This is a genomic window from Actinoplanes sp. NPDC089786 (assembly GCF_040684855.1).
In the GTDB taxonomy this organism is placed as follows: Bacteria; Actinomycetota; Actinomycetes; order Mycobacteriales; family Micromonosporaceae; genus Actinoplanes.
The window spans coordinates 55,612-79,363 of sequence record NZ_JBFBGU010000002.1 but is presented as its reverse complement, the minus strand read 5'-3'; the positions used below and the strand labels follow the sequence as shown (position 1 = coordinate 79,363).

At 71.9% G+C, this 23,752-nt stretch carries 23 protein-coding genes; 10 read left to right on the top strand and 13 right to left on the bottom strand.

The genetic code is table 11. The features are described 5' to 3' along the window. Positions 1-28: 28 nt before the first annotated feature. From AB0O15_RS11210 to AB0O15_RS11180, 7 genes are all read right to left on the bottom strand, one after another. The gene (locus AB0O15_RS11210) at positions 29-997 is read right to left on the bottom strand and encodes a BadF/BadG/BcrA/BcrD ATPase family protein (protein ID WP_364317301.1); all 969 of its coding nucleotides are present in this window, start codon (positions 995-997) and stop codon (positions 29-31) included. Beyond that, positions 994-2,250: a 6-phospho-beta-glucosidase gene (locus tag AB0O15_RS11205; protein ID WP_364317299.1), complete on the bottom strand. Its 1,257-nt coding sequence runs from the start codon at positions 2,248-2,250 to the stop codon at positions 994-996. The genes AB0O15_RS11210 and AB0O15_RS11205 overlap by 4 nt, the downstream gene beginning before the upstream one ends. 22 nt (positions 2,251-2,272) lie before the next feature. Next, positions 2,273-3,157: a carbohydrate ABC transporter permease gene (locus tag AB0O15_RS11200; RefSeq protein ID WP_364317297.1), complete on the bottom strand. Its 885-nt coding sequence runs from the start codon at positions 3,155-3,157 to the stop codon at positions 2,273-2,275. Then, complete coding sequence (locus AB0O15_RS11195; RefSeq protein WP_364317296.1) at positions 3,154-4,074, bottom strand: sugar ABC transporter permease; 921 nt, start codon at positions 4,072-4,074, stop codon at positions 3,154-3,156. Before AB0O15_RS11195 ends, AB0O15_RS11200 begins: the two co-directional genes overlap by 4 nt. A 4-nt stretch (positions 4,075-4,078) precedes the next feature. Then, on the bottom strand, positions 4,079-5,386 hold the full coding sequence (locus tag AB0O15_RS11190; protein WP_364317294.1) for an ABC transporter substrate-binding protein: 1,308 nt from the start codon (positions 5,384-5,386) through the stop codon (positions 4,079-4,081). A gap of 13 nt (positions 5,387-5,399) precedes the next feature. Beyond that, positions 5,400-6,545 (bottom strand): ROK family transcriptional regulator, encoded by a 1,146-nt coding sequence (locus AB0O15_RS11185; RefSeq protein WP_364317293.1) that lies wholly within the window; start codon positions 6,543-6,545, stop codon positions 5,400-5,402. Positions 6,546-6,710: 165 nt separating this feature from the next. Then, the gene (locus tag AB0O15_RS11180) at positions 6,711-8,210 is read right to left on the bottom strand and encodes a hypothetical protein (protein ID WP_364317291.1); all 1,500 of its coding nucleotides are present in this window, start codon (positions 8,208-8,210) and stop codon (positions 6,711-6,713) included. Positions 8,211-8,424: 214 nt separating this feature from the next. On the opposite strand from AB0O15_RS11180, the gene AB0O15_RS11175 reads away from it, so the two are divergent. Further along, positions 8,425-9,294 carry an SAM-dependent methyltransferase gene (locus AB0O15_RS11175; RefSeq protein ID WP_364317289.1) on the top strand — a complete coding sequence of 290 codons (870 nt, stop codon included), beginning with the start codon at positions 8,425-8,427 and terminating at the stop codon, positions 9,292-9,294. Here the strand turns inward: AB0O15_RS11175 and AB0O15_RS11170 are convergent. Beyond that, entirely contained in the window at positions 9,260-9,961 is a 702-nt protein-coding gene (locus tag AB0O15_RS11170; protein WP_364317288.1) for a hypothetical protein, read from the bottom strand. The genes AB0O15_RS11175 and AB0O15_RS11170 overlap by 35 nt on opposite strands. Before the next feature lie 26 nt (positions 9,962-9,987). On the opposite strand from AB0O15_RS11170, the gene AB0O15_RS11165 reads away from it, so the two are divergent. Then, positions 9,988-10,842: an alpha/beta hydrolase gene (locus AB0O15_RS11165; RefSeq protein WP_364317286.1), complete on the top strand. Its 855-nt coding sequence runs from the start codon at positions 9,988-9,990 to the stop codon at positions 10,840-10,842. Positions 10,843-10,845: 3 nt separating this feature from the next. Here the strand turns inward: AB0O15_RS11165 and AB0O15_RS11160 are convergent, their stop codons facing one another. Then, positions 10,846-10,980 carry a hypothetical protein gene (locus AB0O15_RS11160; RefSeq protein ID WP_364317285.1) on the bottom strand — a complete coding sequence of 45 codons (135 nt, stop codon included), beginning with the start codon at positions 10,978-10,980 and terminating at the stop codon, positions 10,846-10,848. After that, entirely contained in the window at positions 10,977-11,312 is a 336-nt protein-coding gene (locus AB0O15_RS11155) for a DUF3592 domain-containing protein (RefSeq protein WP_364317283.1), read from the bottom strand. The genes AB0O15_RS11160 and AB0O15_RS11155 overlap by 4 nt, the downstream gene beginning before the upstream one ends. A gap of 213 nt (positions 11,313-11,525) precedes the next feature. On the opposite strand from AB0O15_RS11155, the gene AB0O15_RS11150 reads away from it, so the two are divergent. The 3 genes from AB0O15_RS11150 (at position 11,526) to AB0O15_RS11140 (ending at position 13,755) form a co-directional block, all read left to right on the top strand. After that, positions 11,526-12,482 (top strand): Gfo/Idh/MocA family oxidoreductase, encoded by a 957-nt coding sequence (locus AB0O15_RS11150; protein WP_364317282.1) that lies wholly within the window; start codon positions 11,526-11,528, stop codon positions 12,480-12,482. 124 nt (positions 12,483-12,606) lie between these two features. After that, complete coding sequence (locus AB0O15_RS11145) at positions 12,607-13,311, top strand: hypothetical protein (RefSeq protein WP_364317280.1); 705 nt, start codon at positions 12,607-12,609, stop codon at positions 13,309-13,311. Between the two features lie 9 nt (positions 13,312-13,320). Then, entirely contained in the window at positions 13,321-13,755 is a 435-nt protein-coding gene (locus AB0O15_RS11140; RefSeq protein ID WP_364317278.1) for a VOC family protein, read from the top strand. A 198-nt stretch (positions 13,756-13,953) separates the two neighbouring features. On the opposite strand, the gene AB0O15_RS11135 is transcribed toward AB0O15_RS11140, so the two are convergent. Genes AB0O15_RS11135 through AB0O15_RS11125 form a run of 3 tightly spaced genes read right to left on the bottom strand, consistent with a single transcriptional unit; the run spans position 13,954 to position 17,151 of the window. Next, on the bottom strand, positions 13,954-14,712 hold the full coding sequence (locus tag AB0O15_RS11135) for an IclR family transcriptional regulator (protein WP_364317276.1): 759 nt from the start codon (positions 14,710-14,712) through the stop codon (positions 13,954-13,956). Positions 14,713-14,722: 10 nt separating this feature from the next. Then, positions 14,723-15,844 (bottom strand): 5-methyltetrahydropteroyltriglutamate--homocysteine S-methyltransferase, encoded by a 1,122-nt coding sequence (locus tag AB0O15_RS11130; RefSeq protein ID WP_364317274.1) that lies wholly within the window; start codon positions 15,842-15,844, stop codon positions 14,723-14,725. A gap of 26 nt (positions 15,845-15,870) precedes the next feature. Next, positions 15,871-17,151 carry a hypothetical protein gene (locus AB0O15_RS11125; RefSeq protein WP_364317272.1) on the bottom strand — a complete coding sequence of 427 codons (1,281 nt, stop codon included), beginning with the start codon at positions 17,149-17,151 and terminating at the stop codon, positions 15,871-15,873. 198 nt (positions 17,152-17,349) lie between these two features. On the opposite strand from AB0O15_RS11125, the gene AB0O15_RS11120 reads away from it, so the two are divergent. The 5 genes from AB0O15_RS11120 to AB0O15_RS11100 are packed head-to-tail and all read left to right on the top strand — an operon-like array spanning position 17,350 to position 23,747. Then, positions 17,350-18,891: an ABC transporter substrate-binding protein gene (locus AB0O15_RS11120; RefSeq protein WP_364317271.1), complete on the top strand. Its 1,542-nt coding sequence runs from the start codon at positions 17,350-17,352 to the stop codon at positions 18,889-18,891. Positions 18,892-18,903: 12 nt separating this feature from the next. Continuing rightward, positions 18,904-19,851, top strand: coding sequence for an ABC transporter permease (locus AB0O15_RS11115; protein WP_364317268.1), 948 nt, complete (start codon positions 18,904-18,906; stop codon positions 19,849-19,851). Further along, positions 19,851-21,713, top strand: a complete 1,863-nt coding sequence (locus AB0O15_RS11110; RefSeq protein WP_364317266.1) for a dipeptide/oligopeptide/nickel ABC transporter permease/ATP-binding protein — start codon at positions 19,851-19,853, stop codon at positions 21,711-21,713. The genes AB0O15_RS11115 and AB0O15_RS11110 overlap by 1 nt, the downstream gene beginning before the upstream one ends. Further along, positions 21,710-23,053 carry a serine hydrolase domain-containing protein gene (locus AB0O15_RS11105; RefSeq protein WP_364317264.1) on the top strand — a complete coding sequence of 448 codons (1,344 nt, stop codon included), beginning with the start codon at positions 21,710-21,712 and terminating at the stop codon, positions 23,051-23,053. Before AB0O15_RS11110 ends, AB0O15_RS11105 begins: the two co-directional genes overlap by 4 nt. After that, positions 23,046-23,747 (top strand): ATP-binding cassette domain-containing protein, encoded by a 702-nt coding sequence (locus tag AB0O15_RS11100; protein WP_364317262.1) that lies wholly within the window; start codon positions 23,046-23,048, stop codon positions 23,745-23,747. Before AB0O15_RS11105 ends, AB0O15_RS11100 begins: the two co-directional genes overlap by 8 nt. The last annotated feature ends 5 nt before the right edge of the window (positions 23,748-23,752 follow it).

Below are 23,752 nucleotides of genomic sequence, written 5' to 3'. Positions count from 1 at the left end.
CGTACAGGAAAGCGAAGCACCCGCATGGTCACCAGAGCCGATCGGACAGAAATTGCGATCGCAGGAGCGGTTCGGCGGCCGCCGCGGTGCCGAGCGCGTCGACCGCGAGCAGCGCCGCGCCGACCACCGGCGGGGACTCCAGCACGCTGATCTCCACCCGGGGCGCCTGGGCCCGGGCGCCCGCCACGACCTGGTCGTGCAGTTGCGGGTGCCGGGCCTGGAGCACGCCGCCACCCAGCACCAGGGCGTGCGGGGCGTCGAGCAGCCCGAGCCGCCCGGCCGCCACCCGGTGCTGGGCCAGGATCTCCCCGGCCTGGCGGCGGACGAGGCCACCGGCCACCTCGTCGCCGGTGGCGGCCACCTCGAACAGCAGCGGGGACAGCTCGTGGATCGCGGTCATCGGCAGCTCGCCCAGGTGCAGAGCGATGCTCACCGCCTCGACGGTGGGCCGGTCGAAGTGGGCCGCCACGGCCGCGGACAGGTCCGTCGGGTCGCCCCGGCCGTCCTCGCCGCGGACGGCCAGCCGCAGCGTGTGTTCGGCCAGGTCGTGGCCGCCGCCCCAGTCGCCGGAGATCGGGCCGAGGGCCGGGAACCGGGCGGTCCGGCCGTCCGCCGCCCGGCCCACACAGTTGGTGCCGGCGCCGCAGACCACGGCCACCGCGTCGGGCAACGATGTCCCCGCCCGCATCAGCGCGAAGCAGTCGTTGTCCACGATCGACCGGGTGGCCCAGTTCCGGGCGGCGACCGCCTCCTCGAGGAGAAGAACCTCGGCGGGCAGGTCGGCGCCGGCCAGGTAGGCGGCGATCACGTCGACCGGGGTTCCGCCGGTCAGCGAGACGATCAGGTCACCGAGGGTGTCCATGGCCCGGGGCAGGCCCACCACATGCGGGGAGATGCTCGGCCCGCGGACCCGGCCGAGGATCTGTCCGTCCGCCGTACCCAGCACGACGTCGGTCTTGGAATTGCCCCCGTCGGCCGCGAGGAAGGTCTCACTCATCGAGCCCAGGCCAGGTGCCGGCGCCCGGCCGCGATGAGCTTGTCGGTGAGCGCGTCGGCGATCTCGTGCTGGGCGACCAGCGGGTGCGCCAGCAGCGACCGATAGACCCGGTGCTGGCCGCCGCGCAGGGCCGCCTGGAGCGCGAGGTCCTCGTACCCGGAGACGTGGCTGATGAGCCCGGCCATCCCGGGCGGGACCGCGCCGGTCGGCAGCGGTGTGAAGCCGTCCGGCCCGACCCGCGCCGACACCTCGATGACCGCCCGGTCGGGCAGGAACGGGAAGAACCCGTCGTTGCGTACGTTCACCGAGTGCACCCCGTCGGGGTCGTGCCCGTGCAGGGCGGCGAGCAGGCCGACCGCCGCCTCCGAGTAGTACGCGCCGCCGCGCTCGCCGAGCAGCGCCGGCTTCTCCACCAGCGCCGGGTCCCGGTACATCGCCAGCAGCGTCGCCTCGATCTCGGCCACCCGCTCGCCCCGGGTCGGCGCGTCCCGCGACGCCCGCACCACCCGGTCGTGGTGGTAGTAGTAGCTCAGGTAGTACGACGGCACGTTGTTCAGCGTCCGCAGCACCTCCTCGTCGATCTCCACCTCGGCCGCCAGCTCGGGCAGGCGCTGGGCGAGCAGCTGCGGCAGCCGGTCGACGCCGTCCACGTGGGCGGCTCGTTCCCAGGTCAGATGGTTGAGGCCGACGTGATCGAGCAGAACCTTCTCCGGGGGTACGCCGAGCAGCCCGGCGAAGCGCCGCTGGAACCCGATGGCCACGTTGCACAGGCCGACCGCCCGGTGGCCGGCGTCGAGCAGGGCCCGGGTGACGATGCCGACCGGGTTGGTGAAGTCGACGATCCAGGCCCCCGGCCGGGCCCGCCGCCGGATGCGCTCGGCCACGTCGAGCACCACGGGCACCGTACGCAACGCCTTGGCCAGCCCGCCCGCGCCGGTGGTCTCCTGGCCGACACACCCGCAGGACAGCGGGAACGTCTCGTCGCTGATCCGGGCCGCCTGCCCGCCGACCCGCAGCTGGATCACCGCGGCGTCGGCGTCGGTCACGCCCGCGTCCAGGTCGCTGGTCCAGACCACCCGGCCGGGGTGCCCGTGCTGCCGGAAGATCCGCCGCGCGAACTTTCCGACCACCTCCAGGCGGTCGGCGGCCGGGTCGATCAGCACCAGCTCGGACACCATCGACCCGAGCCGGGCGAAGCCGTCGACCAGCTCCGGCGTGTACGTCGACCCGCCACCCACGACGGCGATCCTCACTGAGTTGGTCCCTTCACTGCGGTCAGCCCTTCACTCCGGTCAAGGTCACTCCTTGGACGAACGCCCGCTGCGCGAAGAAGAACACGATGATGATGGGCGCCATGGTCAACACTGTGGCCGCGGTCACCAGGTTCCAGTCCACGTGGTGCACGCTGTGGAACGACGCCAGCCCCAGCGACAGCGTCCAGGCGTTCTCGTTCTCGCTGGTGTAGAGCAGCGGGCCGTAGTAGTCGTTCCAGGCGTAGAAGAACTGGAACAGGCCGGCCGCCGCGATCCCCGGCCGGGCCATCGGCAGCACCACGCGCAGCAGCACCCGCCACTCGCCACAACCGTCCACCCGGGCCGCGTCCAGGTACTCCGCCGGGATGGTGAGAAGGAACTGGCGCAGCAGGAAGATGCTGAACGCGTCGCCGAACAGCATCGGGACGATCAGCGGCCAGAGCGTGCCGGTCAGGCCGTACCGCGCCCACATCAGGTAGAGCGGGACGGTCACCACCTGCGGCGGCAGCATCATCACGCAGATGACCGTCAGGAACAGCGCGTTGCGGCCGCGGAACCTCAGCTTGGCCAGCGCGTACGCCGCCGGGATGCTCGAGATCAGCATGAAGGCGGTGGCCGCGACCGCGTAGATGACCGTGTTCAGCAGATAGTGCGGCAGCGGGGTCACCTGGAACACCCGCAGGTAGTTCTCCGGGTGCCACGTGTTCGGCCAGTAGTCGCTGGTCAGCGCCTGGCTGCTGGTCATCAGCGAGAGCAGGATCAGGTAGACCACCGGCGCCAGGAACATGATCGACAGGGCGATCGCGATGCTGTGCCGGGCGACCCACGCCAGCCGGTTCTGCCTGCGTACCCGTCGATGCTCCTTGGTTGTCGGCAGCACCGGCGGCCGTTCCGCGACGACGGTCACGCCATCTCCTCTCCCGCGAAGGCTTTCGATCGGCGCAGCAGGAAGACCGTTACGCCGAGCGCCACCACAAACAGGGCGATGGCCATCGCGTTCGCGTAGCCCAGGGCGCCGTACTGGAAGCCCACCGTGTAGAGCCACAGCGGATAGGTGAACGTGGAGCCCTCCGGATAGCCGAGCGTCGACGAGAGGCCGCCGCCGGTGGTGGCGCTGCCGCTGGCGATCGCGCCGGCCACCGCCGCCTGGTCGAAGTACTGCAGCGTGTAGATGACGCCGGTGACCGCCGCGAACAAGAACACCGGCCGGATCGTCGGCAGCGTGACGTAGCGGAACCGGTGCCACGCGTTGGCCCCGTCCAGCGCCGCCGCCTCGTACAGGCTCTCCGGCACGCCGAGCACCGCGGCCAGGAAGATGACCATGATGTCGCCGATGCCCCACAGGCCCAGCAGCACCAGCGACGGCTTGGCCCAGGCGGGGGAGTTGAACCACAGCGGGCCGTCGATCCCGATGTGTTCCAGGAACGTGTTCACCGGCCCGGTGCCGGGCTTGAGCAGGTAGACGAACGCGATGGTGGCGGCCACCGGCGGGGCCAGGGCGGGCAGGTAGAACACCGTACGGAAGAAGCCCGCACCCCGCTTGAGCCGCGCCAGCAACATGGACAGCCCGATCGCGCTGATGATCCGCAGCGGCACGAAGATCAACACCATCCAGAGCGTGTTGCGTACGGACTGGAGCAGGAACGGGTCGTCGGCCATCTTCTGGTAGTTGTCCAGCCCGACCCACTCGGGCACCGACAGCAGGTCGAACTTCGTGAACGAGAAGTAGACCGCGGACACCAGCGGGTAGAGGAAGAACACGGCGATGCCGATCAGCATCGGGGCCAGGAACGACAGCGTGGTCAGGTTCCTCCGGAGCCGCATCGGTCTAGCCGCCGAGCTGCATGACGCCGTTGACCTTCTGGTCGGCGCCGGCCAGGCCGGCGTCCAGGTCGGCCACCTTGCCCGACTGCCACTCGGTCATGAACTGCGCGAAGGTCTCCTGGTACGCCGGACCGGACGACGACGGCGGCGTGGTCGACGAGTTCGGGTTGGCGAAGATGTCCAGGAACACCTTGAAGTTCGGGTCGGCGGTCAGCTTCGGGTCGGCCAGCGTGGCCGTGGTCGTCGGCACGTTCTTGATCAGCTCGGCAAGCTTGGCGATGGCCGCGTCGTCGGTGGTCAGGTACTTGATCAGCTCCCAGGCGGCCTCGGGGTTCTTGGCGTTCTTGGAGATGCCGAGGATATTGCCGGTGACGTAGCCGCCGCCGTACCGGGCCGGGTCGCTGACCGGCAGGGGAGCGACCCCGAAATTCAGGTTCTTGGCCTGGTCGGCGAGGAACGCGAGGCGGAACTCGGCGTCGATGTTGATCGCCACCTGGCCCTTCTGGAACGCGTTGTCGGCGCTGAACTCGTCACCCAGGCTGGCCTTGAACTTGACCAGGTTGGCGTACCCGTAGAAGTCGACCAGCTGCTTCTGCCAGGTCAGCAGCGTCTTCCAGGTCGGGTCGGCGCCGATCGCCGACTTGCCGTCCGCGGTCAGCCACTTGGCGCCGACCATCGGCGCCAGGTGCGCGGCCGAGTTCTCGTAGAAGTCGGACAGCGGCAGGAAACCGACCGTCTTGAGCGAGCCGTCGGCGTTCCGGACGGTCAGCTTCTTGGCGTCCTCGGTCAGCTCGTCCAGGGTCTTCGGCGGCCCGGCGATGCCGGCCTTGGCGAACAGGTCCTTGTTGTAGAAGATGCCGTACGCGTCGGCCAGGAACGGCATCGCGCAGCGCTTGCCGGCGTACTCGGTGTACTGCCGGGTGGTCGCGTTGAGCTTGGTCAGGTCGATCTTGTCCCGCCGGAGGTACTGGTTCAGGTCGACCCAGGCGCCGGACGAGCAGAACTTCCCGACGATGTCGGTGGAGTACGAGAGGCCGACGTCCGGGCCGCTGCCGGCGCCGACCGCCTGGGTGACCTTGCCGTCGTCCTGCCCCGACTTGACGTTCACGGTGATCTTCGGGTGCGACGCGGTGAAGTCCTTGATCACGGTGTCGATCGCGGCGGCCTCCCGGTCGGTGAAGAAGTGCCACAGCTCGACCGAGCCGCTCACCTCCGTACCCGGATCGGCGATCTTGTTCTCCTTGGGGGCCGGGGTGCAGGCGGCCGCGAGCATCACTGCGGCGGCGCCCAGGGCCAGGGCTGCTCTACGCATGTCGGGGGTCCAATCAGCTGTCGCGGATGTCGGAGATGAGGGCTTCGCGTACGGTGCCGAGCCCGGCGTCCAGCGCGCCGAGCAGCACCGCGTCGTCGTCGATGGAGGTGACCTCGATGGCGCTCTCGAGCGGGGCGGCCCGCAGCATCGCCTGGTCGACCGCGTCGCGGAGTGGGCGTCCGCCCGCCTGGGCCACCTGTCCCGCCAGCACGACCAGGGAGGGGTCGAGCACGGCGATCACCGCGGCCAGCCCGACCGCGACCCGGTCGGCCAGCTCGGTGAAGAAGGCGCCGCCGGCGTTCGAGACCACTTCACCGGGAGTACGCCCGGAGATGCCGTGCTCGTGGCCCAGCGCGAGGACCGCCGGGCCGCCGACCAGATCCTGCAGGTCCCGCCGGCCGTCGGCGGCGAACAGCGGCATGTAGCCGATCTCGCCGGCCCCGCCCCGGGCGCCGCGCAGCAGGGTGCCGCCGATGTCGATGGCGAGGCCGAGCCCCTCGTCGCCGAGCCACAGCAGCGCGAAACCGTCGGAGTTCCTGGCCACGCCGTGCCGTCGCTCGGCGATGGCGGCCAGGTTGACGTCGTTGTCCACCCCGATCGGCACGCCGAGCTCCTTGATCAGCTCAGGGAGGAGCCCCGGCTTCTGGAAGCCCGGCACCTCGGTGTGGCCGATGGTCTCGGTGCGGCGGTCGTACGAGCCGGAGATGCCGAGCTGGACGTACCTCAGTCGTTCCTGGTCTCCCTGGAGCCGTTTCAGCACCCCGGCCAGAGCGGTTCCCGGATCGGTGTTCCGGAAGTCCACGTCGCACTCGAAGCGGGCCCGGGTCTCGCCGGCGAGATCGCAGAGGGCCGCCGACACGGACGGGCCATCGCCCGAGCCGACGTCCCGGATCGACACCGCCGCGGCGTAGGCGGCGTCCGGGTTGGCCGCGTAGATCTCGGCGTTGGGTCCCGGCCGGCGCCGGGGCTGATGGGCGACCACCCCGACGAGCCCCGCGTCGGTGAGCCGGCGGAGCACCTCGGAGATGGTCGGCGTGCTCAGGGCGGTGAGCCGGCGAAGATCGGCGCGGGTCAGCCTGCCCGGGTCGATGAGGTGCGCCAGCGCGGCGCTCTCGTTCATCGCCCGCAGCAGCTTCGACGAGCCGGCCGGCCGAGCCACCCACCGCTCCCTAATTATTTGACAGACTGACTAACAATTAGCGAGCAACGTAGGCCCGCCCCTCGTCGCCTGTCAAGGACGCTCGTCAGGAAGCGCGGGCCTGCTGCGCCGGCTCTGCGCCTTGGCCGGCTCCAGGCCGGCCGCCGTCCGGAGCTCCGCGTACGGCTACAGGAGGTCGGCCAGGAGCTTCGACGGGTTGAGGGCGTCGTAGGTGTGGCCGGCGGTCGTGCCGAAGGTGATGGTCGCCTGGGCCGGGTCGGTGACCAGCGCCGCGCCCCGGACCCGGACGTGGCGGCGGGCCAGGGCGGCCACGCTGAGCTTGGTGTTGCGGCGGGCGGCGACCGCGGACACCAGCGTGGCGATGTCGTGGCCCTCGCGCTCGACGTGGGCCCGCGGGGCGCCGTTGAGGTGGACGTCGACGTAGAGGATCTCGTGCGTGTCCAGGTCGAGCAGCATCGGCACCACGTAGCGCTTGCGGCCGGTGAGCGCGAACGCGTTGACCACCGTGGCCGGGTCGAACGCGGCGTGCTTGCTGGTGGCGTCGTCGCGCAGCATCCAGCCGGTGTACGCCTCGGCCAGCGCGTCGAACTCCGGCCCGGCGTACCGCAGGCCACGACCGAGCAGGCCGGGCGATTCGGCCGCGGCCAGCCGGACGGCGGCCGGGTAGTCGGTGGCGAGCAGCCGCTCGAAGCGGGACGGGAACGACGACCGGTCGTGCCGGGTCTCGCGCAGCCGGGCGAAGGTCTCACGCACCCGGGGCGCGCGGAACTCGCCGACGTGCAGCCCGCGGTCGATCGCCAGCCACAGCCCGCGCCGCCGGAAGACGTCGCCGAGCCGCTCGCTCGCCTCGAGCGTGTTCACCACGACGCGGCGGTCGGACCGGGACAGCCGCGGGTAGCGGATCGGCTCGAACAGGCTGGCGTCGCCACCGGTCAGCGCGGCGAACAGGCGCAGCAGGTCGTCGGGGGTGGCGCCGGTCGACGGCAGCCGCCCGCGCTCGAACGCCCAGATCAGCTCGAACAGCAGCGTGCGGTTCTCACGGAAGCGGACCTCGGCCGGGTCCAGGCCGTCCACCCCGAGGCGCTTGACGAGTACGCCGAGATCGGCGCGCACGTCCTCACGCAGCGACGCCGCGCTGCCGAAGCAGTCCCGCATCCACTCGCGCAGCCCCGCCTCCAGCTCGGCCGGGCTCACCAGCCGAACGGTGAGCCACTCGACGCGGCGGTCGCGGGGGAGCGCCGCCTGCGCCCGGCGCGCCGCGTCGGCCCGCTCCTGGTCCTGCGGGATCGACGACGCCGGCCACCAGCCGAGGTCGCTGAAGTCGAGGGCCCGGCGCCAGCGCTCGTCGGTGTGCTCCTCGCCGGCCATCCGCGCCCGGGCGACGACGAACCGAAAGGAGGCGTCGTCGAACTCGGGCAGCCGGTCGGGGAAGCCGGCGAACAGCGGCGCGTACCGGCCCTTCTCGCCCCGCTTCTCGCGGACATGCGCGATCAGGGCGTGGTGCGGCCCGGCGAGCCCGTCGGTGACCGCGCCGGGGTTGGCGAACCGCACCCCGGCGTGCGCGAACTCGGCGAGCAGCGGCGCGGCCACCGCCGGGGTGGCCGGCCCGGCCGGCGTCACGACCAGTCCCAGCCGGTCGAATGCGATGCGCTCCAGCGCGTCCACGTGTCTGCACCCCCGACGAACCGAGAAACCCCCGACGAAACGAGAACGGCGCCGCGACGCGGCGCCGATCGTGAGGAGAGTGCCCGGGCGGTTCACCCAAAGAAGTTTGTCGAAGTATGCCCGGGCTAGGCCTCTGCGAAGGAGCGTACGGGCAACGATCACGCCGGGACACCCGAATATCGAACGAACCGGCCCCGGCAACGTCGTCCGCACCATGACCAACGCACCCACCCTGCCCGACGGCGTCGGCTGGACCGCCGTGCTCGTGGCCGCGCAGCGGGCCGCCGAGTCGCTGTCCGGCGCCCCGGCCTTCCGCGACCCGCTGGCCGAGGCGATCGTCGTCCACCTGGGCCTGGCCGGGCCCGGTGAGCAGCCGCGCTTCGACGCCATGCCCGGCGACATGGCCGGCCTGACCACGATGATGGGCGACCTGGTGGTCCTGCGGACGCTGCACAACGACCGGGTGATCACCGAGTCCGGGGTGGAGCAGGTGGTGCTGCTGGGCGCCGGGCTGGACGGCCGGGCCTACCGGCTGCCGGGGGCCGGGCGGATCTTCGAGCTCGACCTGGCGCCGGGCCTGGCGCTCAAGGAGGAGGCGGCCCGGGCGGCCGGTCTGCAAACCCTGATGCGGCGTACGGCGGTGCCGGCCGACCTGGCCGGGGAGTGGGCGTCCGCGCTGCTCGCCGCCGGTTTCGACCCGTCCCGGCCGACCGCGTGGATCGGCGAGGGGCTGACCATCTACCTCGACCGCTCCGAGCTGGACGGCCTGCTGACCCGGGTCCGCGACCTGTCCGCGCCGGGCAGCCGCCTCTGCCTGGAGATCGCCTCCCGTTTCGACGCCGGCCTGGCCGACGAGGAGGTGGCCGACAACGGCACCCGCCGCCTGGAGACCCTGCTGCGGGAGGGCCCGCCGATCCCGCCGCACGACTGGCTGATCGACCACGGTTGGTCCGCTCGCCACCACACCCTGGTCGAGCTGGGCGAGCGCCACGGTCGCGAGGTGACCCGCTGGTTCGACGCGGACCGCGGCGGCGCGACCCTGTGGATGTTCACCTCGTCGCCGCTGCCGCGGCCAGGATCCTGACCGCCCGGACCAGTCCGGCGCGGGGCGTCTCGCGCCAGTCCGGGTCGAGCGGCGGCAGGCTGGTCGACAGCGGGTAACGATCGCGCAGGTCGGGGATGAGCCGCGCGGTGGCCCGGGCCCGCTCCAGCCACCCCTCGGCGTCGTCCGTGCCCATCCGCCGGTAGGCCGCCGCCGTGGCCGCGGTGGCCCGGACGGTCGCGTACAGCATCGTGACGATCGCGGGCTCCGGCCGGTCACCCAGGATGCCGAGCAGCCGCTCCAGCCAGTCCTGCTCGTTCGGCCCCTGCCCGCTCTGCGCCCACGAGAGGTCGGTCAGCCACGGGTGCGCCAGGTGGACGTCGAACAGCGCCGTGGCCCAGGCGAGCAGGTCGTCGCCGAGCCCGGTGCCCGGGTCGTCCCAGGCCGGCATGGCCACCGCGTGGTCCTGCATGAGGGCGATCAGGTTCTCCTTGGCGCCCACGTACGGGTAGAGGGCCATCGCGGTCTTGTCGAACCGGGCGGCGACGGCCCGGGTGGACACCGCCGCGAGCCCGGACGCGTCGGCGATCTCGATCCCCGCGGCCAGGATCTCGTCGAGGCCGAGTTGCTGCCGCGGGCCGCGTCGCGGGGTGGGCAGCGTGGTGCCGCGGCCCCGCCAGAGCCGGCGGACATGCTCTTCTGCGCTCATAGTCCTTACAGTGTATAGTGTTAGTCATGACGACGACGGCGAAGCTACACGACGGTTCCGATCTCGAAGTCACGGTCCTCGGCGAGGGCCCCGCGGTGCTGCTGCCGGTCAGCCTGGCCGTGGTCGACGAGGCCACGGCCGAGCAGATGCGGGCCTGGGGCGCCCAGCCCGACCTCGGGCCGGCCCTGGCGCACGGTCTGGCCGACGCCGGCCACCGGGTGATCGTGGCCGACTACGAGGGCCACCGCGCCGCCCACCCGGCGGGCCCGACGCTGACCGCCGACGCGGTGGCCACCGACCTGCTGGCGATCGCCGACGCGGCCGGGGCGCACGAGTTCGCCTACTACGGCTACTCGTGGCTGGCCCTGTCCGGCCTCCAGCTGGCGATCCGCACCGACCGGCTGACCGGCCTGGCCATGGGCGGTTTCCCGCCGCTCGGCGGCCCGTACGGCCCGATGCTCGCGGTCACCCGGGCCGCACACCGGATGGCGACCGAGAACGCCGGCCGGGTGCGGCCCGACCAGTCCGAGATCGAGCCCGGCGACTGGGACGCGGCCGTGGTCACCCAGACCCCGGAGCAGACCCGGCAGTACGTGACCCTCTACGAGTCCTTGCGGGACTTCGACGAGCGCGCCGCCCTCGACGGCCTGAAGATTCCGCGGCTGGCCTTCGCCGGCCAGGACGACGCGATCGACTACGGCCCGCAGTGGGGCAACGTCCGGGTCGAGCTCGGCCCGCCCCTGGCCCACCATCGCGCCGAGCTGGAGCAACAGGGCTGGACCGTCGAGGTGGTGCCGGGCGACCACATGACCGCCATGCGGACCACTACGGCCCTGCCGATCCTGACCACGTGGTTGACGACCCTTGGTCCGGGTCGGTAGTCATCAGCCCGTCGCCTTCTCACCACGACGATCGAGAGCCAGGTCGTCCCGGAGGTTGTAGGCCGCGGCCCCGGCGACCCCGCCGCTGACCCCCAGCGCGAGAACCACATAGAGGACCATCCGGCCTCGTACGCTCATCGGCCCTCCCCGTGGCCGCTCCGGGCGTCGCGGACCAGTTCCGGGTCGCGCGGGTCGTAGATGACCCGGAACGTGTCGCCCACGGCCGGCTTCGGGTCGGCGGGCGGCTGCCAGAGTTTGGTGCGGAAGGGCTCACCCTCGGCGGTGGTGAACTGGACGATGTAGAGGTCGGGGCGTTTGCCGTTGTCGCGGATCTCGACCAGCGTCGCGTCGGCGCCGCGGCCACGCCGGTCGAGCGCGGAGTCGGACCGCCACTCGCTGACCACCAGCCAGGCCATGCCGGCCCCCAGCACGACGAAGATGGCGATGCCCATGCCGAGCCGGCGATTCATGGTCCCTCCCCGTTGGTGGCGCGGCTCCAGGGTAGGAACCGGCCACCAACGGGAGTCTGATCAAGGGATGCGTACGGTCACGTTGTGGAAGGCGGCGTGCCCGATCGACGACGTTGGACTCCACGGGTTCGTATATGCGAACGCCATTTACATCTCGGGTTCGCAGGGTGAATATCCACGTATGGAGCTACGCGTGTCAATAGGCGTTCATCGATGAGTGAAGGTGTGCGGATCGCCCTCGTCGGCTGTGGGGCGATCGGTGAGCTGGTGGCCCGCCGGGTGTACGCGTCGCCCCCGCCGGGCGCCCGGGTGGTGGCCGTCGTGGACCGTGTCGCCCACCGTGCCGCCGAGGTCGGGGCGCTCCTCGGGGTGCCCGCCTTCACCGACCTCGCCGAGGTCCCGGCGGTCGACGCGGTGGACATCCGGCTGCCGCACGACGCCCACGCCGCGGCCGTTCTCCACGCGCTCGACGCGGGCCTGCACGTGCTCGTGGAGAAGCCGCTGGCCACCACCGAGGCCGACGGCCGCGCCCTGGTCGAGGCGGCCGGCGCGTCGGACCGGGTGGTCGCCGTGGCCGAGAACTACCCGCACCTGGCGACCGTCCAGGCCGCCGCCCGGGCGATCGAGGCCGGGCGGATCGGCGAGCTGGTCGCGGTGCGGACCACGCGGGCCTACCGGCTGGACGGCGTGTGGCTGCGGGACGGCTGGCGCCAGGACGGCGGGCCGGCCGCGGGCATCCTGCTCGACCAGGGCACCCACCACACCAGCCTGCTGCGGCACCTCGCCGGGCCGATCGCGGCGGTGACCGCGTCCGGCGGAGCGGACACCGTGGGGCTCACCCTGCGGTTCGCCTCCGGCGTCATCGGCCAGTCGCTCTACACCTGGGTCACCCCGGCGTTCGGGCCGGAGATCGAGGCCACCGCGTACGGGACCGGCGGGCGCATCGACATCCGGGTCGACTACGAGGGAACGGGCGGATCGGCCGTGCTCAGGTCTGGCGAGGTCCTCGTCGAGGGCGAGGACTACTACGACAGCCACCGCGCGATCGTCGCCGACTGGGTCGGAGCGATCCGCGAAGGGCGCACGCCGCTGGTCGACGCCGCTTCCGCCTTCGCCGATCTGCGCGTCGTGCTCGCCGCGGCCGAGGAGGTTGACCGGTGGACGCTCTGATCTGGGGCGGTGCCGGCACCGCGGTGGCCGGCCGCTCCGTGACGAAGGCGCTCCTCAGGCCCAGAGGTGGGCCAGTACGGCCGCGCCCGGCGGTGCTGGTGCACGCCCGGTAGCCTTGGGCCCCATGCATCCAGGCCTGCAGATGCCGGCGCCGCCGCCGCTGACCATGCGGCTCTCGACCGGCCTGCTGTTCGGCACGGCCGGGCTCCTGTTGCTGAACGCCCTCGTCGAGCTGGTCTTCACCAACACCGACCTGAGCGTCTACAAGGACGCGTACACCGGCGACACCGGTTCGGCCTTCGGCAGCCTCGCGTGGGCCACCTTCGTCCTGCTGATCGGGGCCGGCGTCTGCATCCTGGCCATCCTCAACAGCCACGGCAACGAGAAGTCCCGGGTCACCACCCTGGTGCTGGGCGGCCTCTTCATGGTCTGCGGCGGCGTCGGCAGCCTGGCCGGCGGCTTCCACAACCCCACCGGTTCCGCCGGCAGCGGCGCCGCCGCCCGGGTCCTGCCCGCCACCTACGGCCTGACCGTCACCATCCTCGACGGCCTGGTCCTGCTCTCCACCCTGATCGCCCTGGTCCTGCTGGTCCTGCCCCCGTCGACCCGCTTCTTCCACAGCCGCAAGAAGGTCGAGTTCACGGTCACCTGGGTCCCCGCCGCCCCCGCCCCGCCGCCACCACCCCCACCGTTCGGCGGTCCCGCCTTCGGCCCCCCGGTGGTCGACCAGACCCCTCACTCGGCGAACATCCCGATGGCCGACCCGTGGAGCGAGTCCGAGAAGCCGACCGACTACCACCCTCGTCACCACGGCGAGTCGCCCGTTTAAGCTGGCCGGATGGCATCGGTCAAGCAGTTCCAGGTCACCTTCGACTGTGCCGAGCCCGAGCGCGTCGCCCGGTTCTGGTGCGAAGTGCTCGGGTACGAGGTGCCGCCGCCCCCGCCGGGCTTCACGAGCTGGGCCGGGTGGGACCGCGCATTGCCACCCGAGCGCCAGGGTTCGGCCTTCGCCTGCGTCGACCCCACGGGCGTGGGCCCGCGCCTGTACTTCCAGCGCGTCCCCGAGGGCAAGGTCGCCAAGAACCGCGTCCATCTCGACGTGCGGGCCGGCACCGGCCTGGTCGGCGAGGAACGCCTGGCCACCCTCCAGGCGGAGTGCGCCCGCCTGATCGCCCTGGGTGCGACCCACGTGCAGACCCTGCTCGCCGACGAGGAGAACGAGTCCTGCATCGTGATGCAGGACCTCGAGGGCAACGAGTTCTGCCTCGACTGAGCCGACGCCTGGCCACCCGCGGCTTCAGACCCGCGATGCCCGGCCATTGCCGCGCTCCTGGATGGACACACCCGGCGGTGCCGAGAGCCAGAGGCTTGGATCGTCGATCGCGAGTTTGACCAACTCGACGTGCCGCTCTCGAACCGTCATGATCTGGGTCAGCCGAACTACTTTTCGATGGGTGCGTCGGCGGCAGGGTCAGGCGGGGATGCGGAATTCTTGGAGGCGGGCCGCCAATGTGTCGGCCGCCGCCCGGACGTCGGCGCCCAGCTCGGCGATGCGGTCGTCGGCGGCGCGCTGCAACGGGACCGCGAGGCTGATGCCCGTCGCGGGCCAGCCGGGGACGGCCACCGCGGCGGCCGCGCAGCGTACGCCGGGGGTGGATTCCTCGTTGTCGATCGCCCAGCCCCGGCGGCGGGTCTCGGTCAGGTCGCGGAGCAGGGTGGGCACGGCCGTCAGGGTCGACGGGGTCAGGGACGGCAGGCCGGTGGGGTAGAGGGCGGCCACCTCGGCGTCGGGGCGCAGGGCCAGCAGGGCCTTGCCGATGCCGGTGGCGTGGGCGGGGACGCGGCGGCCGGTGGCCGTGGTCAGGCGGACCGGCTGGGTCGACTCCAGGCGCTCGACGTAGAGGACGTCGGAGCCGTCGAGGATGCCCAGGTGGCACGTCTCGTTGTGGCGGCGGACCAGGTCGCGCAGGATCGGCTCGGCCAGGCGGAGCAGGCCGGTACGGACCTGGTGGGCCGAACCCACCTCGAACGCGGCCAGGCCCACGCTGTAGCGGCCGTTCCCGTCGCGGACCACGAAGCCGGTCTCCTCGAGCGTGGCCAGCAGGTTGTGCACGCTCGCCCTGGGCAGGTCGGAGACCTTGTGCAGCTCGCCGAAGGTCATCGGGGCCGGGGTCGCGGCGATGGTCCGGAGCAGCCAGAGGGCGCGTTCGACCGTCCGGACCGTACGCATGATCGCGAGTTCAGCCCCAGACCTCCTGGGCGGTTTCGGCGATCAGCCGCAGCTTGGCGACCTCTTGATCGTAGGAGAGCACGTTGCCCTCGACGGTCGACGAGAACCCGCACTGGGGCGAGAGGCAGAGCTGTTCGAGCGGGACGTACTTGGCGGCCTCGTCGATGCGGCGCTTCAGCGTGTCCTTCGACTCGAGCTCGCCCCGCTTGGTGGTGACCAGGCCGAGCACGACCATCTTGCCGGGCGGCACGAACCGCAGCGGGGCGAAGCCGCCGGAGCGGTCGTCGTCGTACTCGAGGAAGAAGCCGTCCACCGCCAGCTCGCTGAACAGCGCCTCGGCGACGAAGTCGTAACCGCCCTCGGCCGCCCACGACGACCGGAAGTTGCCCCGGCACATGTGGGTGGTCACGGCCAGGCCGGCCGGGCGGTCCTGGATCGCCGCGTTGATCTGCTTGATGTAACGCAGGTGCTGGTGCTCGGCGTCGTCACCACGGGAGGTGAGCAGGGCGCGCTGGGCCGGGTCGTTCAGGTAGGCCAGGCTGGTGTCGTCGAGCTGGAGGTAACGGCAACCCAGATCAAAAACCCGGCGGACCTGCTCGGCGTACGCGGAACTGAGGTCGGCCCAGAACTGGTTCTCGTCGGGGTAGACCGCCGGATCGATGGCCGCCCGCCCGCCGCGGTAGTGGACCATGCTCGGCGACGGGATGGTCAGCTTGGCCGTCACGCCCTCGCCGACCGTCGAAGCCAGGAACGAGAAGGCGTCCCCGAAGATCGTCTCGGTGAGCCGGACCGGCGCGTCCACGGTCAGCGCGGCCGACTCGAAGTCGAGTTCGCCCTCGGCGTTGCGGAAGTGCACCTGGATCTTCTCGTCGGTGCGGCTGATGCCACCGAGCTGATAGATGAAGTCCATGTGCCAGGACGTACGCCGGAACTCGCCGTCGGTCGCCGACCGCAGCCCGACGTCGCGCTGCATGGCGACCACCTCGCGGATCGCGTCGTCCTCGACCGCGCGCAGTTCGTCGTCCTTGATGGTTCCGGCGGCGTGCTCCTCGCGGGCCCGGAGCAGGCGCGCGGGCCGGAGCAGACTGCCGACGTGATCCGCCCGGAAGGGCGGGGTGTCGCGGAGCGTCATCGTCGATACCCCCTCGGTGCGACAGCCTACGTCCGAGCGCCGCGGTCGTGCATCTCCAGTTCCTCCGGCCGCTCCTTCTGTGGCAGTCGCGGCCACTTGTCCTCCCAGGGGTAGGACTCGCCGAGGCTCTTGGTGGCCAGGCCGGCGGTCTGGAAGCCGTACCCGACGCTCCTGGCCGTGTCGTTGTTCCCGGCCACGCCGACGGTGAGCGCCACCGCGCCGACCGCGCCGAACAGCCCGCCGACCATCTTCGGCACGTTCACCTTGCGGTCGCGGACCATCTTGAGGAACTCGCTGCCGAAGTCGCCGGCCGCGGTGCCGCCGGAGAGGATGGCCGCCGCGATCGCATAGCTCGAGACCGGGATGTCACCCTTGTGCCGGCCCTGCTCGACGAGCTGTTCGAAGTGCCTTTGATGCTTGATCGCGTACGCCTGGAGGGCCGGCGCCGCGGCCGCGGCGAACGCGCCGATCGCCTTGTTCCAGTCGCCGTCCGGGAACATCCGGAAGCCGGTCTCCGACTTCCAGCCCTCGCCGTAGATCTTGACCGCGAGCCCGGCGGTCTGCGCGTAGAGGCCGCCGAACCGGGCCGCGTCGCCCGCCGGTCCCTTGGTCTGGGCGACCGAGTTGGTGATCAGCCCGCCGGTGATCGCCACCCCGGCGATGAACTTGCCGGTGTTGAAGCCCCGGCCCTGACAGAACTTGATGACCTCGCTGAGCGCGTCGCCGGTGGAACTGGCCGCGGCCATGCCGGTGGCGCCGGAGCTGAGGTTGGGCGCGGTCGGCGCCCCGGGCAGCAGGCCGTAGTTCTGGGCGGGGAAGGCGATCGCGCCGGCCGCGCCGAGGGTCTTGGGGTAGTCGCCCTTGGTCGGCGGCACGTGCCACCACCTCGGCTGTCTCTCGACGGCGTCGTGGAACTCTTCCTCACGGCCCGAGGAGGCCCGCGAGCTCGGACGGGTGGTCGGCGGCGACGGGACCGGGTTCTCGCCCGTGTGGGCGTCGGTGAACCGCGTCGAGGCCGGGCTGGGCGGCTGGGGGATCTCCGCCTCGCTCACCTCGGTCTCGGGCAGGCTGTCCAGCGACGGGACCGGAGAAGCGGGCCGGGAGGGCGCCTCGACCTCGTCCGGGAAGGCGCCGGGCATGGATCGTGTCGGGTCGCCGAGAACCCGGGAGACGGCCGTGTTCCCGGCCGCACGCTGCAGGGCGAGGATCGCGGCGGCCCCGGGCGGGAGGTGAACGCCGCCCCGGAACGCGCCGGGCCGGCGTTCCGGCTCGCTGTCCTCGGACCGGGCCTGCGAATGCCGTGCCACCGGAACTCCTAGCGTCGGGATCGCCGTGCGCGATTCGTGACCCTACGGATCCAAAATGGACGGCAACCGACCCGGAGGTGAACGGACCGGCGCTCGTCCGGGCCGACAACCAGACCAGGGGAGTGTTGTCGGTCACGCCAAAGACATTGTTCGGCGAGATCGGCAGTCTTTGCCTTCACGTAGCACGTGGAGGGCGCGATGAAGGCTCTACGATCGGCGGCCGCGCTCGGCGCGGTGGCACTGCTGACCGCCGCTTGCGGCAATGACTCGGCCGGGGGCGCGGGCGGTGGGCAGCCGGTGAACGGTAAGACGTTCACCATGTCCGTGCCCTCCGACCCGGGGAACCTGGACCCACATTTCACCTCGCTGACGATCGCCGGCCAGGTGGACCGCTTCCTCTACGACTCCCTGCTCGGCTTCTCGGCGGACGGCAAGATGCTGCCCGGCCTGGCCGAGAAGTGGGAAGCCACCACCACCGAGGCCAAGTTCACCCTTCGCAAGGGCGTGACCTGCGCGAACGGCACCCCGCTGACCGCTAAGACGGTGGCCGGCAACATCAGTTTCGTGGGCGACGTGAAGAACGCGTCGACCCGGGTCGGCACCTACGTCCCGGCCGGCGCCAAGGCCACCGCGGACGAGGCCACGGGCGTCATCACGGTCACCTCACCCGCCCCGGACGCCTTCCTCGACCGCAACCTGGGCGGTCTGCCGATCGTCTGTGACCAGGGCATGAAGGACCGGACGAAGCTCAAGCAGAGCTCCGACGGCACCGGCATGTTCACGGTGACCGAGGCGGTGCCGGACGACCACTACACGCTGACCCGGCGCAAGGAGTACGCGTGGGGCCCGGGCGACGTCAAGGCCGACACGGTCGGACTGCCCGACAAGGTGATCATCCGGGTGGTCGCGAACGAGGCCACCGCGGCCAACCTGATGCTCACCGGCGAGCTCAACGCCGCCCGGTTCAGCGGCCCGGACAGCCAGCGGCTGACCGGCGACGGCTACCTCAAACGGGACATCCTGGCGCCCACCGGCGAGCTGTGGTTCAACCAGAAGCCGGGCCTGCCCACCGCCGACGAGGCGGTTCGCAAGGCGCTGGTCCAGTCGGTCGACCTCAAGCAGATCCAGCAGGTCTTCACCTCGGGCCGGGGCGCCGACCCGACCGGGCTGGTGGCGCCGGCGATGACCCCGTGCAAGGGGAACACGATCTCCGGTAACCAGCCGCCGTTCGACGCCGCCGCGGGCAAGGCCGCCCTGGCCGCCAAGCCGCTCTCGCTGACTGTGGCCTTCGCCGCGTCGGCCAGCCCGGGCGCCCAGCCCGCGGCCGAGCTGCTCCAGCAGCAGTGGACCGCGGCCGGCGTCAAGGTGACGCTGAAGAACGTGACGGCCGTGCAGGTCGGCCAGATCGCGGCCGGCGAGCTGTCCTGGGACGTGGCGATGTTCCCGATCGGCGTCACCCTGCCCAGCCAGCTGGTCGCCTACCTCTCCGGGCCGACCCCGCCGAACGGCACCAACTTCGCCAGCATCGACAACAAGGCCTACCAGGCCGCGGTGACCGAGGCCCAGAAGACGGCCGGCGAGGGCGGCTGCGCCCAGTGGCTGGCGGCCGAGACCGAGCTGATCAAGCGGCTCGACCTGGTTCCGTTCGCCAGCTCCAACAACCCGTACTTCGTCAAGGGCGCGACGCTCGACCTCTCCGATGGTGATGTCGGGCCGGCCACCATCCGGATGCTCGGCTGACCGGGCCGGCCGATGAACGTCTGGGTCAGGTTCGCGACGCGCAGGACCGGACGGCTGGTGCTGTCGCTGTGGGTGTTGGTGACCGCCGCGTTCGCGATGATGCACGCGCTGCCCGGCGACCCGGTCCGGGCGGCGCTCGGCCCGACCGCGCCGCTCGAGCTGGTCCAGGCCCGCCGCGCCGCGATGGGCCTGGACGACCCGCTCTGGCAGCAGTACCTGCACTACCTGGCCGGCCTGTTCACCGGCGACCTGGGCACCTCGATGACGTCCGGCCTGCCGGTGTCGGACGTCATCTCGGCCCGGCTCGGCTCCACCGTGCAGATGGCGGGGCTCGCGTTCGTGGTGGCCGTGGTGGTGTCGGTGCCGGTGGGCACGCTGATGGCGGTGCTCGTGCGGCACGGCCGCCGGCGCGGTGGTGACCTGGCGTTCACCTCGGCCAGCGTGGTGCTCGCGACGATCCCCGAGTTCCTGATGGCGGTCGGGCTGGTCTTCGTGTTCAGCGTCCAGCTCGGCTGGCTGCCGGTCGCGGGCAAGGCCGGCCCCGACTCGTACGTGCTGCCGGTACTCGCCCTGGCCATCGGCCCGGCGTTCGTGCTGGCCCGGATCGTCCGGGTGGAGATGCTGGCCGTGCTGCAGACCGACTACCTGCGTACCGCCCGGGCCAAGCGCCTCCCGGAGCGGGTGGTCTACCTGCGGCACGCCCTGCCGAACGCCCTGACCACCACGCTCACCCTCGGTGGCCTGCTGCTCGGCTCGCTGGTCGCCGGGACGGTGCTGGTCGAGAACGTGTTCGCCTGGCCCGGCCTGGGCGGCACGATCGTCGGCTCGATCCTGGCCAAGGACTACCCGACCGTGCAGGGTGTGGTGCTGGTCTACGGCATCGGTGTGCTGCTGGCGAACCTGGCCGTCGACGTCGCCCTGGCCGTGGTCGACCCCCGTTCGACGATCCGGGAGAGCTGATGCGCCGCTTCGGTCCGCTGGGGGTCAGCGCGTTCGCTCTGCTCGTCCTCGTCCTGGCCCTGGCTCTGTTCGCCCCGTTCATCTGGCAGGAGCGCGCCGACGCGGTCAACCCGGCCGACATCCTGCGGGGCCCGTCGGCGGCGCACCTGGCCGGCACCGATCCGCTCGGCCGCGACGTCCTGGCCCGGGTGCTGGTGGCGACCCGGCTGTCGGTCGGCCTGGCGCTGCTGGCGACCGGCCTCGGCGTGCTCGCCGGCCTGGTGCTGGGCACGTCGACCGCGGTGCTCGGCCGGCGCGTCGGCCGCTGGATCGGCACCCTGATCAACATCGCCGTGGCCTTCCCGAGCCTGCTGCTCGCCCTGTTCTTCGCGGTCATCTTCGGTGTCGGCGCGAAGGGCGCGGTGCTGGCCATCGGCCTGGCCACCGCGCCGAACTTCGCCCGCATCGCCCAGACGCTGTCGGCCACGATCGCCGGCCGGGACTTCATCTCCGCCGCCCGCATCGCCGGCGTCGGACGGTTCCGCATCCTGGTCCGCCACGTGCTGCCCAACATCGCCGACTCCATGGTGATCACGGCCACCATCGCCGCCGGCAACGCGACGCTGGCCTTCGCCAGCCTGTCCTTCCTCGGCCTCGGCGTGCAGGCGCCCAGCTACGACTGGGGCCGGCTGCTCGGCGAGGGCCTCCAGCAGATCTACATCCACCCGGCGGGCGCGCTGGTCGCGGGTCTCGCGGTGGTGCTCGCGGCGATGGCGTTCAACCTGAGCGGAGAGGTGGTCGCGCGGGCGATCGGCTTGCGCTCCACCCAGACGGGTACGCTCGGCGGCCCGCCGCCTCCCGCGCTCGAGTCACCGATGCCGGAGGTGCCGGACGCTCTGCTCGCCGTGCACAACCTCCAGGTGTCGTTCCCCGGGGTACGCCCGGTCCGGGGCGTCAGCCTGTCGCTGCGGCGCGGTGAGGCGGTCGGCATCGTCGGCGAGTCCGGGTCGGGCAAGAGCCTGACCGCGCTGGCCATCGCCCGGCTGATCGAGCCGCCCGGCGAGGTCACCGCCGACCGGCTGTCCTTCCTGGGCCAGGACCTCCGAGGCGACGACGTTCGAGCGCACCGCCGCCTGCTGGGCACCTCGCTCGCCATGGTCTTCCAGGACCCGATGACCTCGCTGAACCCGGTCCAGCGGGTCGGCCGCCAGCTCGCCGAGGTCGTGCGTACCCACAGCGGCGCCAGCAGGCGTACGGCCTGGGAACGGGCCGTCGACCGGCTGAGCGCGGTGCGCATCCCGGACGCCGCCCGCCGCGCCGCCCAGCTGCCGCACGAGTTCTCCGGCGGCATGCGCCAGCGGGCCATGATCGGCATGGGCGTGATGGCCAGCCCGTCGCTGATCATCGCCGACGAGCCGACCACCGCGCTCGACGTCACCGTGCAGAAGCAGGTGCTCCAGCTCCTGCAGAACATCCGGGCCGCCGAGGACGTCGGGCTGCTCTTCATCAGCCACGACGTCACGGTGGTCGGGCAGATGTGCTCGCGGGTGCTGGTCATGTACGCCGGGCGGATCGTCGAGGACCTGCCGGCCACGGCGTTGCGGTCGGACGCCCGGCACCCGTACACCCGGGCCCTGGTGGCCGCCGTGCCCGACATGGAGACCGACCGGTCGCAGCCGCTCGCGGTGATCCCCGGCCGGCCGCCGGACCCACGCGACCTGCCGCCGGGGTGTGCTTTCGCCCCGCGCTGCCCGCTCGCCACCGACCGGTGCCGCACCGAGGACCCGCCGCTGGCCACCCACGACGGCCGGCGCGTCGCCTGCTGGCACTCCGACCTCGCACCCGCCGTGGTCCCCGCGCTCCTGAAAGGAGAACAGTCATGAGTCTGGACACTGCACATTGGGGGCGACGACTGGCTGAGCTGGCCGCGCTCCACCACGTCCCCGGCGCCGCCCTCGGCATCCTCAAGGACGGCGAGGTGGCCGAGGCCGCGTACGGCGTCACCAACCTCCGCACCGACGTCCCGGTCACCACGGACACGCTGTTCCAGCTCGGCTCGATCAGCAAGGTGTGGACCGCGACCCTGGTCATGCAGCTGGTCGACGAGGGCAAGCTGACCCTGGACGCGCCGCTGATCGAGGTGCTGCCCGAGCTGAAGCTGGCCGACCCCGAGGTCACCAAGCGGCTGACCATGCGCCACCTGCTGACCCACACCAGCGGCATCGACGGCGACATCTTCACCGACACCGGCCGGGGCGACGACTGCCTGGAGAAGTACGCCGCCCTGCTGGCCGAGGCCCGGCAGAACCATCCGCTCGAGGCGACCTGGTCCTACTGCAACTCCGGCTACTCGCTGGCCGGGCGGGTGATCGAGAAGCTGACCGGCGACACGTGGGATGCGGCCGTACGCTCGCGCCTGGTCGGACCGCTGGGTCTGACCCGCACGGTCACGCTGGCCGAGGAGGCCATCATGCACCGGGCCGCGGTCGGGCACCTCTACGAGGACGGCAAGAACACCGTGGCGCCGGTCTGGGGCATCCCGCGCTCGGCCGGACCGGCCGGCGCGATCACCGCGACCGTCGCCGACCTGCTGACCTTCGCCAAGCTGCACCTGGACGGCGGCGAGACCCTGTCCGACGCCGGCCGTTCGCAGATGGCCGAGTTCCAGGTCGAGCTGCCCGACAAGCACACCCTCGGCGACTCCTGGGGCCTCGGCTTCGAGCGGATGGAGTGGGACGGCGAGCGGGTCATCGGCCACGACGGCAACACGATCGGCCAGGCGGCGTTCTGGCGCGTGCTCCCCTCTTCGTCATTGTCGGTCGCGCTGCTCACGAACGGCGGCAACGGCGCCAAGCTGTACGAGGAGCTGTACCGGGAGATCTTCGCCGACCTGGCCGGCGTGACCATGCCTGAGCGGCTCGGCCCGCCCTCGCCGCCGGTTGACGTCGACATCACGCCGTACCTGGGCGTCTACGAGCGGGCCAGCATCCGGCAGGAGGTGCACGAGGTCGACGGCAAGCCGGTGATGACCGTCCAGATCACCGGGCCGCTGGCCGAGGTGCTCCAGGAGCAGGACTCGCACTACCGGATGGTGGGCGTCGCGCCCGGCCTGTTCGTGTGCCAGGACCCGGAGACCGGCAACTGGATCCCGGCCACGTTCTACGAGCTGCCCACCGGCGAGCGGTACGTGCACTTCGGCGCCCGGGCGACGCCGCGTGCGTGAGTTGACGTTCGAGAACGTGACCGTCCGCTTCGGCTCCCGCCGGCGCGGCACGGTCGCGGTCGACGACGTGTCCCTGCGGGTGCCGGCCGGCCAGGTGGTCGGGCTGGTCGGTGAGTCCGGGTCGGGCAAGTCCACGCTGGCCCGCGCGGCGGTCGGCCTGGCGCCGCTGGCGTCCGGCCGGATCTCGCCGGCCCCGCACGAGCGGCACGTCCAGATGGTCTTCCAGGACCCGTACTCCGCCCTCGACCCGCGGATGTCCGTCGGCGAGTCGATCGCCGAGGCCGGGCGCAGGGCGGTCGACGTGGCCGGCCTGCTCGAGCTGGTCGGGCTGCCCGGTGACCGGGCCGGCGACCGGCCGCACCTGCTCTCCGGCGGCCAGCGGCAGCGGGTGGCGCTGGCCCGCGCGCTGGCCGGCGACCCCGAGGTGATCATCGCCGACGAGATCACCTCGGCCCTGGACGTGTCGATCCAGGGCGCGGTCCTCAACGTGGTCCGCGAGCTCCAGCGCCGGATGAACCTGACCATGTTGTTCATCTCGCACAACCTGGCCGTGGTGCGCTACGTCAGCGACATCGTCGCGGTGATGAAGGACGGCCGGATCGTCGAGTACGGCCCGGTCGACGAGGTGCTCGGCGACCCGCGCCACGAGTACACCCGGGAACTTCTGGCCGCGGTGCCGCGCCCGGCTCACTAGGCTGG